This window comes from Nocardiopsis potens DSM 45234 (assembly GCF_000341105.1).
Classification (GTDB): Bacteria; Actinomycetota; Actinomycetes; order Streptosporangiales; family Streptosporangiaceae; genus Nocardiopsis_A; species Nocardiopsis_A potens.
This window is the reverse complement of record NZ_ANBB01000046.1, coordinates 154,138-165,660: the sequence shown is the minus strand read 5'-3', so window position 1 is coordinate 165,660 and position 11,523 is coordinate 154,138. Positions and strand designations below refer to the sequence as shown.

The window sequence follows — 11,523 nt, the reverse complement described above, 5'->3', positions numbered from 1 at the left end:
GCCCTGCGCACCTCCGCGGCACCCCGATTACATCTACCAGCGAGTAGTAAGCCCCCAGACCCCAATCGCCCCCTCACCGATCACCCAGAGTGGCCGAGGCGGGCCCTCCCTGCAGGGCAAAAGCGACATCTCGCCCCCACCCCTGCTCTTCCCGGGTTCCGGCCCCCTGCATCCCGGTCTTCCGGGCGCCTCGAACCCCTCACCACCAGGCCGATCAAGGCGATTCGGGCCTCCCGGGGGCCGTTCCGGCCCGGGATGCGCGCCCGGGAATCACCGGGGTGCTCTCGCGGTGCGCAGGGCACCCCACACCACCATCACCCTGGGTATTCGCCCAGGTCGGGGAGGTGCAGTGGTTTCAGAGGCGGCCGGCTCCGACGCCCGGGCGACGCGGGAACGGCGAACCCGCTCCCTCTGCCCGCCCCGGCCGCCCCTCCCTGCTCTGCCGCGCCCGACCGACCAGCCGGTTCCCCTTCCCGCCTTCGCCGCCTGCTTGACCCCCGCCTCGCGAGACGCCGCGCCCGGGCGACCGCCTCCGCCCCGCCCCTGCCGCTGCCGTCGCCGCCAGCCTGAACCCCAGCCCCGTGGGGCCCGACACCCGGGCGACCGCCTGCGCCCCGCCCCCGCCGCCGCCGCTGCTTGAACCTCCGCTCCGCGAGGCGCCGCGCCGAACCGACCGGCCGGTCCCCACCGCTGCCTTCGCTGCCCGCTTGTACCTTCACTCCGCGAGGCGCCGCGCCCGGGTGAGGCGCCCGGCCCCGCCCCTACCTGCGCCGTCGCCGCCTGTTTGAGCCGTCACCCCGTGGGGCGCCGCGCCCGACCGACCGGCCGGTTCCCCTGCCTGCCCTCGCTGCCGGCCTGAACCGCCACCCCGTGGGGCGCCGCGCCCGACCGACCGGCCGGTTCCCCTGCCTGCCCTCGCTGCCGGCCTGAACCGCCACCCCGTGGGGCGCCGCGCCCGACCGAGCAGCCGGTCCCCCACCCCGCCATCGCCGCCCGCTTGACCCCCCGCCCCGTGAGGCGCCGCGCCCGGGCGGGGCACCTCCCGGTCCTCGCGCCTCGTCGCTCCCCGAGTTCCTCTTTTCCTCGGTTTCCGCGGCTTCCTCGGTTTCCGAGGCTTCCTCGTTGCGACGGCCACTCGACGGCAAGCGCTCTGGCAGGGCCGCAGCGCCGAGAGCATTGGAGAGGCATCACTGCGTCACTCGGCCAGGGACCGGTCCATCGCCTCGACCAGTTCGCCCTCGGGGTCCATGTCCAGGTTCCACATCATCAGGCCGCCCAGGTCCTCGCGGCGCACGTAGTCGCCCTTGAGGTCGACCACCTCGGGGGTGTCGTAGGTCCACCACTCGTCGCCGTCGTAGAGCCAGTAGGCGGCGTGGACCGGGTCGAAGAACCGCTGGCCCTCCTTGCGCTCCAGGTCTTCGTAGGAGTCGGTGGCCTCGCCGTAGTCGCCCTCGGCCGGGCCCTCCGCGGGGGCGAACCGGCCGAAGTTCTGCGGTTCGACCCCGGACCAGCCGCGGCCGAAGCCGGGGAAGCCCAGCACCAGCTTCTCCCGCGGCACCCCGTACTCGATGTACTGCTGCACCGCGCGGTCCCCGCTGAGGTCGTCCTCGTGCCCCTCGACCGAGTACAGCTGCGAGTGGTGGTCGGTGGTCTTGCTCCACGGCCCGGTGAAGTCGTAGCCCTGCACGGTGGCGAAGTCGACGTCGTCGAAGATCTCCGGCTCGTAGCTGGCCTCGATGATCTCGGGCACGTTGGCCATCGACACCGACAGGCTGTACTCCTCGCCGGTCTCCTCCTCCAGGGCGTCCAGCTGGCGGCGGAGCTCCTGCACCAGCAGGGTGAAGTTGCGCTTGTCGTCGGGGTGCTCGACGTTGTCCGGGTGGCCGGAGCCGCCGGGCCACTCCCAGTCCAGGTCGATGCCGTCGAAGATGCCGGCGGCGGCGCCCTCGCCGCCCTGCGGCTCGTCGTTGAGCTTCGGCAGGTTCCCGCGGATCCACAGGTCGATGCAGGAGGAGGCGAACTCCCGGCGGGACTCCTCGGTGCGCGCCGCGGTGGACATGTGCTTGGACAGGTTCCACCCGCCCAGCGAGATGCTGACCGACAGCTCGGGGTACTCCCGCTGGAGCTTGCGCATCTGGTTCAGGCTGCCGGCGAGCGGCTGCTCGTAGGTGTCGGCCTCGCCGTCGACGCTGGCCTCCGCCTTGTACCGGCGCTGGTAGATCTCCCAGGGCTGGTCGGCGTCGGGCGAGATGAAGCAGCGCCCCTCCTCGTCCACGTCGCCGAAGGCCCACAGCACCCGGGTGAGGCGGGCCGCGGCGCCGCTGTCCCGGAAGTCCTTGACGGTGTAGCCGCGGTTGGCGGTGTTCCAGTCGGCGAAGTAGGCGATCCGCTCCTTGCCGTCGCCGCCGCCCGCGCTCATCCGGGTCACGGTGGTGAACGCGGTGAAGAACACGGCGCCGAGGGCCACCGCGGTGACGACGCCGATGATCACTCTGCCCCTGCGGGCCGCTGACTGCCGCTGAGCTGACATCACATAAGAAGGTAGCCTCAGGGGCCCCTCCGGAGTACGCGCACCGCCGAGGCGGCCACATCAGGACGATCGGGCGGCGCGGGAACCCCCGGGCGGGGCCGGGCGTTCGACGTGCGGACCGCCCCGGCCTGCGGGGCGGCCCCCTCCATGGTCGCCCACCCGCCCCGGTCAGTCCAGGTAGTCGCGGAGCATCTGGGCGCGCGAGGGGTGGCGCAGCTTCGCCAGCGTCTTCGATTCGATCTGGCGGATCCGCTCCCGGGTGACCCCGAACTCCCGCCCCACCTCCTCCAGGGTGCGCGGGTGGCCGTCGGCCAGGCCGAAGCGGAGCCGGATGATCCGCTGCTCCCGGTCGGACAGCCCGCCCAGCAGCGAGACCAGCTGGTCCTGGAGCATGATGAAGGCGGCCGCCTCCACCGGGACCACCGCGTCGGAGTCCTCGATGAAGTCGCCGAAGTCGGAGTCCTCCTCGCCGATGGGGGCCTGGAGGGAGACCGGTTCCTGGGCGATCCGCTGGATCTCCTGCACCCGCTCGTCGCCGAAGCCGAGCTCGCCGGAGATCTCCGCGGGGGTGGGCTCGCGGCCGAGCTCCTGGTGGAGCTGGCGCTGCACGCGCATCAGCTTGTTGATGGTCTCCACCATGTGCACCGGGATCCGGATGGTCCGCGCCTGGTCGGCGATGGCCCGGGTGATGGCCTGCCGGATCCACCAGGTGGCGTAGGTGGAGAACTTGAACCCCTTGGTGTAGTCGAACTTCTCCACCGCGCGGATCAGCCCGAGGTTGCCCTCCTGGATCAGGTCCAGGAAGAGCAGGCCGCGCCCGATGTAGCGCTTGGCGATGGAGACCACCAGGCGGAGGTTGGCCTCGATCAGCCGGCGCTTGGCGCGCTCCCCCTCCCCGACGAGCTGCTCCAGGTCGGCGGCGTGCTCGGCGGACATCTGCGGCGGGACCGCGGGCGAGCGGGCCCGGCGCAGCTTCTCCGCCGCGAACAGGCCGACCTCGATCGATTTGGCCAGTTCCACTTCTTCTTCTGCCGTGAGCAGCGGTACCCGGCCGATCTCCCGGAGGTAGATGCGCACGAGGTCGCCGGCGGAGGTCCTGCGGCCGGCCTCGGCGGAGGCGGCCTCCTCGGCGACCGGGTCCACGACGTCGACCCCCTGCCGGGTGAGTCCCCGGACCACCTGGTCCAGCGACTCGGCCGGGATGTCGAGCCGCTCCAGGACCGAGGCGACGTCCGCGACCGTGACCGGTTCCCCGGTCCTTCCGCCCGCGACCAGTTGCGCCACCTGCCGGATCGGCGGCATTTCGCTCGGCAGCACCGATAGAGCCACACTTACAGTGTGCCCGCTCACACCGCCGCGTAGAGAGCGCTAGTTTTGTCACCCCGGTGCTACCCGGCCCCGGCGATGCGCTCCCGTACCGCGCGTTTCCGCTGGCCCGCGGCGAGCAGCTCGGCGAAGACCCGGTTGTACTCCTCGGCGTCGGCGGCCGGGTCCAGGCGGCCCAGCCGCGACTTCAGGTTTGCCTCCGCCCGATTGGCGGAATGAAGCATGATTGTGTCGATGATGTTGCGGGCGTAGCGCTCCTCCAGCTCGCCGTCGACCTCGACCCGCTCCACGCCCAGCTCGGTGACGAAGGACCGCTGCGCGTCGTTGGGCGCGGCCTCGCGCAGCCGGGCGGCCCACCCGGCGGCGTCGGCCGCGGCGGCCACCCCGCCCTGGCCGCGGATCAGCTCGAAGACGGCCCGGTGCTGCGGGGCGGTGAACGCCTCGGTGTCCAGCTCGTCGAAGCCGGAGGCCAGGCCGGGGGCCTGCACCGCGATCTTCAGCGCCTGGCGCTCCCGGCGCAGCGAGGGGTCGCGCAGGTCGTAGGGGGCGGCCTCGGCCGCGCCCGCCGGGGCGACCGGCGCGGGGCCGCTCCGCCGGGCCTCCCCCCGGCCGTGCGCGGCCCGCATGTGCTGGGCCACCCGGCGCTGCACGAACGCCTCGTCCATGATGCCCAGCCAGTGGTCGAGGTTGACCCCGTAGAGCTTGCGCACGCCCTCGTTGCGGATGCTGGCGACGATCTCGGCGGCCGCGTCCAGCCCGGCCATCCGCCCCTCGGGGGTGCTCAGGTCGTAGCCCTCGATGACGTTGCGGATCATGAACTCGTACAGCGGCCGGGCCTGCTCGACGAGGTGCTTGACGGCCTCCTCGCCCTGCCGGACCCGCAGGTCGCAGGGGTCCAGGCCGTCCTGCTGGACCGCGACGTAGGTCTCCGCGGCGAAGTTGTGCTCCTCGGCGAAGGCGCGCACCGCGGCCTTCTGCCCGGCGGCGTCGCCGTCGAAGGTGAACACCACCCGGCCGCGGGCGCCGGCCCGGTCCAGCATGATCCGGCGCAGCACCTTGACGTGGTCCTCACCGAAGGAGGTGCCGCAGGTGGCGACGGCCGTGCCCACCCCGGCCAGGTGGCAGGCCATCACGTCGGTGTAGCCCTCCACGATGACCGCCTGGTGGCCGCGGGCGATGTCCCGCTTGGCCATGTCCAGGCCGTAGAGCAGGTGGCCCTTCTTGAAGATCGGCGTCTCGGGGGTGTTGAGGTACTTGGGTCCGTCGTCGGAGGCGGAGAGCTTGCGCGCGCCGAAGCCGACCGTCTCCCCGGTGACCTCGCGCACCGGCCAGACCAGGCGGTCGCGGAACTTGTCGTAGGCGCCGCGGCGGCCCTGGCCGCCCAGGCCGGCGGTGACGATCTCGGCGTCGGAGAAGCCCTTGCCGCGCAGGTGCCCGGTGAGCGCCTCCCACCCGCCGGGGGCGTAGCCGACGCCGAACCGCTCGGCGTCGGCCCCGGTGAACCCGCGCTCGGCGAGGAAGGAGCGGGCGTGCCGGGCCCCCGGGGAGAGCAGCTGCCCGGCGTAGAACTCCTGGGCGATCCGGTGCGCCTCGATCAGCCGCTGCCGCTGCCCCTGGTCCTGCCGCTTGGTGTAGCCGCCCTCCTCGTAGCGGAGCCGGATCCCGGCCTTGGCGGCCAGCGCCTCCACCGCCTCGACGAAGCTGATGTGCTCCATCTCCTGCAGGAAGGTGAAGGCGTCTCCGCCGACCCCGCAGCCGAAGCAGTGGTAGAGCCCGCGCGAGGGGGTCACGTTGAACGACGGGGACTTCTCGTCGTGGAACGGGCACAGGCCCTTCAGCGAGCCGCCCCCGGCGCTTCGGAGCTGCAGGTACTCGCCGATCACGTCGGCGATGGGGGTGCGCTCGCGGACGAGCGCGATGTCTTCGTCTCTGATCCGTCCGGCCACACCGCAAGCGTAGTTCGTGGCCGGAGCCGGGGGATACAAGGCCCTTACCGGTTGTGGAAGGCGGGCGGCGCACCGTGCGAGAGTCGAGTGGCACGGGCCACACCGGAGCGTACCCGTGGGGAAGGAGAGGGGCATGAGACGGGCCCCGGCCGCACTCGCCCTCCTGCTCGCCGCCGTCCCGGCCGCCGCCGGGTGCGAGGGGTCGGGGCGCGACCCCGGCACGGTGAAGATCGTCTACCAGGACTTCGGCGCGTTCCGCGCCGCCGACCCGCTGTTCCGGCGGGTGAAGGAGGAGTTCGAGGCCGCCAACGAGGGCGTGACCGTGGAGCTGCACCCGATCGAGGCGCCCGCCGAGGACTACCAGACCCAGGTCAACCTGATGAACCGGTCCCCCGCGGACGCGCCGGACATCATCTACGAGGACAGCTTCACCATCAACCAGGACGTGGACGCCGGCTACCTGCACCCGCTGGACGAGTACTGGGCCGACTGGGAGGACGCGGAGTTCTACAGCGAGCAGGCCGACGCCGCGGTGACCGCGCTGGACGGGAAGCGGTACGGGGTGATGCTCGGCACCGACACCCGGGGGCTCTGGTACAACTCCCGGCTGCTCGAAGAGGCCGGCGTGGAGACCCCGTGGCGGCCCGAGGACTGGGACGCGGTGCTGGACACCGCCCGCGAGCTGGAGGCGGAGCTCGGCGACGGGGTCGTCCCGCTCAACGTCTACGCCGGAACCCCGGCCGGCGAGGTCTCCTCCATGCAGGGCTTCCAGATGCTGCTGGCCGGCACCGGCGACGCCCTCTTCGACGAGGAGGAGCAGAAGTGGGTCACCGGGGCGCAGGGGTTCACCGACGCCCTGGAGTTCATCGGCACCGTGTACGGCGAGGGCCTGGCCCTGGACCAGCGGGACGCGCTCAACGCCAACGTCGCCACGCTCAACAACGACGAGCGGATCCCCGACGGGGAGATCGCGATCAGCCTGGACGGGTCCTGGGTGACCCAGTCCTGGATCGAGAGCGGCAACCGGCCCTGGCCGGAGTGGGAGGAGGAGATGGCGTTCGCCCCGATGCCCACCCGGGAGGGGCAGGAGCCCGGCGCGGCCAGCATGTCCGGCGGGTGGACGCTGGCGATGGGCGCGCACACCGCCGACCCCGGCCTCGCCTGGCGGGTGATGGCGCACGCGCTGAGCCGGGAGAACGCCCTGGAGTTCGCGGTGGAGGGCGCGCAGATCCCGGTCCGTTCCGATGTGGCCGACTCCGAGGAGTACAGGGAGCGCTCGTCCATCGTGCCGGAGGCCGTCGAGCTGGTCGGCGTCACCGCCTTCCGCCCCGCCTACGGCGACTACCCGCGGATCTCCCTGGCGATCCAGGAGGCCACCGAGCAGGTGGTGCTCGGCGAGGCCACCCCGGAGGAGGCCGCCGCGGCCTACGACGCCGAGGTGGCCGGGATCGTCGGCCCCGACGCCGTGACGGGCGGGTGAGGCGATGGCGGGGGAGACGACCGCGCGCCGCGGGGCGCCGCCCGCGCTCCGCCCCGGCCCGGCCGCCCGGGTGCTGCCCCTGGTGCCCGCGCTCTTCCTGCTGCTCGCCTTCTTCGCCGGCCCGGTGCTGTGGACGGTGTGGGCCTCCTTCACCGACGCCGCGCTGACCGGTGCGGCCGCGGCCCGCACCGACTTCGTCGGGCTGCGCAACTTCGAGCGGCTGCTCACCGACCCGGACGTGCTGGACGCCACCGTGCTCACCGCGGTCTTCCTGGTCGGCTCGGGCGTGCTCGGCCAGACCGCGCTCGGCCTGCTGCTCGCCCTGCTGATGCAGGGCCGCCGGGGGTGGGTGCGCGGCGCGGTGGGCGGGGTGGTGGTCGCCGCCTGGGTGCTGCCCGAGGTGGTGGCCGGGTTCGTGTGGGCGGCCTTCCTGGAGCGGGAGGGCACGCTGAACCTGCTGCTCCAGGCGGCGGGGGCGGCGCCGCAGTCCTGGCTGACCTCGCTGCCGATCCTGGCGGTGGTGCTGGCCAACGTGTGGAAGGGCACCGCGTTCTCGATGATGGCCTACTCGGCCGCGCTGGCCGAGGTCCCGGTCGACCTGAAGGAGGCCGCCCGGGTGGACGGCGCGGGGCCGCTGCGGGTGGTGTGGCACGTGGTGCTGCCGCTGCTGCGCCGCACCGTCGCGGCCACGCTGCTGCTGGTGACCCTGCAGACGGTGCAGGTGTTCACGCTGATCTTCGTGATGACCGGCGGCGGGCCGGGCGGGCGCAGCACCACCCTGCCGCTGCTGATGTACCGGGAGGCGCTGGGCTTCGGCGACATCGGCTACGGCACCGCGGTGGGGCTCGCGCTGCTCGTGGTGGCCGGCCTGTTCTCCGCGGTCCACCTGCGCACGCTCCGCCCCGAGGAGGTCCGATGACGACGGCTCCGCGCCCCTCCCCCGCCGCCCCGCGCCGGCGCCGGGTCCGCTCGGTCGCCGCGCCGCGCCGGGCGGCCGCCGCGGCCGTGGTGCACCTGCTCCTGGCCGGGCTGGCGCTGGCCTTCGCGCTGCCCGCGCTCTGGCTGCTGCTGGCCGCCTTCGACGCCCGCGCCTCGGCCCGGGTCCGGCTGCCGGAGGCGTTCACCCTGGACAACTTCGCCGCGGTGGCCACCCGGGACGTGCTCTTCCTTCCGATCTGGAACTCGCTGTTCATCTGCGGCGGGGCCGCGGTGGTGACGGTGGCCGCCTCGGTGCTGGCCGCCTACCCGCTCTCCCGGTTCGGGCTGCGGTTCGGCCGGCCGTTCCTGTACACGGTGCTGTTCGCCACCGGCCTGCCGCTGACCGCGATCATGGTGCCGGTCTACAGCCTGTTCGTGCAGTTCGGCCTGGTCGACTCCAGGTGGGCGACGATGCTCTTCCTGGCCGCGGCGAGCCTGCCGTTCGGCATCTGGCTGACCAAGAACTTCCTGGACGGCATCCCGGTCGAGCTGGAGGAGGCGGCCTGGGTGGACGGGGCCTCGGCGCGCCAGTCGCTGCTCCGCCTGGTGGTGCCGCTGGCCGCCCCGGGCCTGGCCGTGGTCGGGGTGTTCACCCTCGTCGTCACCTGGGGCAACTTCTTCGTCCCGTTCCTGCTGCTGCGCAGCGCCGAGCGGATCCCCGCCGCGGTGCGGATCTACACCTTCTTCGGCCAGTACGGCCAGGTGAGCTACGGGGAGCTGGCCGCCTACTCGCTGCTGTACGCGCTGCCGGTGGTGGTGCTCTACCTGGTGGCGGCGCGCTCGCTGGGCGGGGCGTTCAACTTCGGCGGGGCGATGAAGGGCTGAGGGCGCGCCCGGGCCCGCCCCCGGCGGCCCCGGTGCCGGGCGGCGCCGGGGCCGGTGCCCGGCGGGCTCAGCCGGCCAGCCGGGCGTGCCAGGTCCGGGCGGAGGTGTCGGTGAGCGAGGCGACCTGGTCGATGACGACGCGCAGCGCGGCCGCGTCGTCGGGGGCGTCCAGGTAGGCGGCGCGCAGCGGCGGCTCCAGGGTGCCGGGGGCGCCGGCCCGGACCGCCTCGACCAGCTCGGTGACCAGCTCGCGCTCGCGGGCCTGGTAGGCGACGGCCTCCGAGCGGCCCAGCACGTAGTGCGCGGCGACCGCCTTGAGCGCGGCGCACTCCAGCAGGGTGCGCCGGGGGACGACCAGGTCGGCGGAGTAGCGGGTGAGCGGGCCGGGGCCGTACCGGCGCCGGGTCTCCCGCTCCGCGGACCGGCACAGCCGGCCGATCAGCTCGCTGGTGAGGTTCTTCAGCGCCGCGAGGGCGGCGAGGTCGCCGTCGAAGCGGCGGGGCCAGAACTCCTCGGCGGCCAGGTCGGCGAAGACCTCCTCCAGTTCGGCCGCGGGGGCGTCGGTGTAGCGCTCGGCGGCCACCGCGCACACCGCGGCCCGCTCCTCCGGGCTGCGCAGGGCCTCCAGCCGGATCATCCCGGAGAAGATGCCGTCCTCCACGTCGTGCACGGAGTAGGCGACGTCGTCGGACCAGTCCATCACCTGCGCCTCGAAGCAGGTGCGCGGCTCCCCCTCGGGGGCGCCCGCGCGGATCCAGTCGAAGACCGGGGCGTCGTCGGGGTAGCAGTTGAACTTGCGGCCGTCGCCGCCGCCGCGCTGCCAGGGGTACTTGACGGTGGCGTCCAGGGTGGCCCGGGTCAGGTTGAGCCCGGCGCCGGCCCCGGTGCCGTCCAGCACCTTGCCCTCCAGCCGGGTGAGGATGCGCAGGCTCTGCGCGTTGCCCTCGAACCCGCCGCAGGCGGCCGCGGCGGCGTCCAGCGCCCGCTCCCCGTTGTGGCCGAACGGCGGGTGGCCCAGGTCGTGCGAGAGGCAGGCGGCCTCGACCAGGTCGGCGTCGCAGCCCAGGACGCTGCCGAGTTCCCGGCCGATCTGGGCGCACTCCAGCGAGTGGGTGAGCCGGGTGCGCGGGAAGTCGCTGGCGCCGGGCTGGACCACCTGGGTCTTGGCGGCGAGCCGGCGCAGCGCGTAGCTGTGCAGCACCCGGGCGCGGTCGCGCTCGAACGGGCCGCGGGCCCGGTTCTTCGGCGGCTCGCCCGCGCGGCGCTCCCGGTCGCGGTCGGTGTATCCGGATTCGGTGGTCTCGGTCAAGCGGCGTCGGTCCCGTGGTCCTTGAGGTCGTCGCGGATGTCGGCGCTGTCGCCGAACAGCCAGTAGTACCAGAGCGATCCGGTCTCCCTGGTGATGTACCACAGCTGGGTCTTGCGCTCCAGCACCGCGGGGCCGGAGCGGACCGGGGAGGTCTCGGCCTCCATGCCCTGGTCCTCGGCCATGATGCGGGAGCGCAGGCTGTGCCAGGGGTCGGTGACGATGACGGCGGTGCCCCAGCCCTGGTCGTCGAAGACCCCGGAGACCGCCTCCAGGCTGCGCAGGGTGTTGCTGCCGGTCTCGACGGCGACCACCGATTCGGCCGGGATGCCCTGCTCGACCAGCCAGTCCCGGCCGGAGCCGCCCTCGGTGTAGTTGTCGCCGGGCTGGTTGCCGCCGACGGTGACCACCATCGGGGCGACGCCGTCCCGGTAGAGGTCGGCCGCGTGCTGCAGGCGGGCCTGGAAGATCGGGGACGGGGTGCCGTTGTACTGGCTGGCGCCCAGCACCACGATCGCGTCGGAGGGCGGGCGCTCGTCCTGGCGGGCGGTCCACCAGACCCAGCCCCAGGTGGCCGGGGGGAGCGCGACCGCGACCAGCAGTACGAGCGCGATGATCCGGCCCAGGCGCAGCCGGGGGCGCGGGCGGGAGCGGGAGCGCCGCCCGCCGCGCCGGGGCCGCGGCTCGGGCTCGTCGAACGGGTCGTCGTCGAACGGGTCGTCGTCGAAGGGGCCGCCGTCACCGGGCCCGCCGCCGGACGGGCCGTCGCGGCGGTGGACGCCGGGGAGGCGGCCGTCGTGCACCGTGTCGTTCTCCGTGCCGGGGGCCGGCGCGGGCTCCCGGACCGGGTCGGGGGCGCGGGTGAAGACCCGGGTGGCCTCGGCGCCGCCCGCGGGGGCGGCGCCGGGGTCCGCGGCCGGCGCCGCCGGGCGGGGGCGGTCGGCGGAGGTGAAGACGCGCGTCTCCATGCTCTCCGCCGAGCGGCTCCGCGACCACTCGTCGCGCGGCTCCTCGCCGCGCTCCTCGTCGGCTGTCCGCACCCGCCACCCCCGGCTCCGTGATTTCTGGGTCCTCGGCTCGCCCGACGATAACCGACCCCGGGAGGGGGCCGGGTCCGTAGGCGGGCGGCGGC

At 73.9% G+C, this 11,523-nt stretch carries 8 protein-coding genes; 3 read left to right on the top strand and 5 right to left on the bottom strand.

The annotated features are described in order from the left end of the window. Positions 1-1,195: 1,195 nt before the first annotated feature. The 3 genes from D459_RS0119375 to dnaG all read right to left on the bottom strand — a co-directional run bounded on the left by D459_RS0119375 (position 1,196) and on the right by dnaG (position 5,802). Positions 1,196-2,530, bottom strand: a complete 1,335-nt coding sequence (locus tag D459_RS0119375; RefSeq protein ID WP_193790268.1) for a glycoside hydrolase family 18 protein — start codon at positions 2,528-2,530, stop codon at positions 1,196-1,198. 168 nt (positions 2,531-2,698) lie between these two features. Next, a complete protein-coding gene (gene rpoD, locus D459_RS0119370; protein ID WP_026120551.1) occupies positions 2,699-3,847 on the bottom strand; it encodes an RNA polymerase sigma factor RpoD in 1,149 nt (382 codons plus the stop codon). A 71-nt stretch (positions 3,848-3,918) separates the two neighbouring features. Continuing rightward, positions 3,919-5,802 carry a DNA primase gene (gene dnaG, locus D459_RS0119365; RefSeq protein WP_017594661.1) on the bottom strand — a complete coding sequence of 628 codons (1,884 nt, stop codon included), beginning with the start codon at positions 5,800-5,802 and terminating at the stop codon, positions 3,919-3,921. A gap of 133 nt (positions 5,803-5,935) precedes the next feature. Here dnaG and D459_RS0119360 point away from each other — a divergent pair, with 133 nt between their 5' ends. The 3 genes from D459_RS0119360 to D459_RS0119350 are packed head-to-tail and all read left to right on the top strand — an operon-like array spanning position 5,936 to position 9,085. Continuing rightward, complete coding sequence (locus tag D459_RS0119360; protein WP_017594660.1) at positions 5,936-7,282, top strand: extracellular solute-binding protein; 1,347 nt, start codon at positions 5,936-5,938, stop codon at positions 7,280-7,282. Between the two features lie 4 nt (positions 7,283-7,286). Continuing rightward, complete coding sequence (locus D459_RS0119355; RefSeq protein ID WP_017594659.1) at positions 7,287-8,201, top strand: carbohydrate ABC transporter permease; 915 nt, start codon at positions 7,287-7,289, stop codon at positions 8,199-8,201. After that, positions 8,198-9,085 (top strand): carbohydrate ABC transporter permease, encoded by an 888-nt coding sequence (locus D459_RS0119350; RefSeq protein WP_017594658.1) that lies wholly within the window; start codon positions 8,198-8,200, stop codon positions 9,083-9,085. Before D459_RS0119355 ends, D459_RS0119350 begins: the two co-directional genes overlap by 4 nt. A 67-nt stretch (positions 9,086-9,152) precedes the next feature. Here D459_RS0119350 and D459_RS0119345 read toward each other — a convergent pair whose 3' ends face one another. Next, on the bottom strand, positions 9,153-10,394 hold the full coding sequence (locus tag D459_RS0119345; protein ID WP_017594657.1) for a deoxyguanosinetriphosphate triphosphohydrolase: 1,242 nt from the start codon (positions 10,392-10,394) through the stop codon (positions 9,153-9,155). Then, positions 10,391-11,431, bottom strand: a complete 1,041-nt coding sequence (locus D459_RS0119340) for a YdcF family protein (RefSeq protein WP_017594656.1) — start codon at positions 11,429-11,431, stop codon at positions 10,391-10,393. Before D459_RS0119340 ends, D459_RS0119345 begins: the two co-directional genes overlap by 4 nt. Positions 11,432-11,523 lie beyond the last annotated feature (92 nt).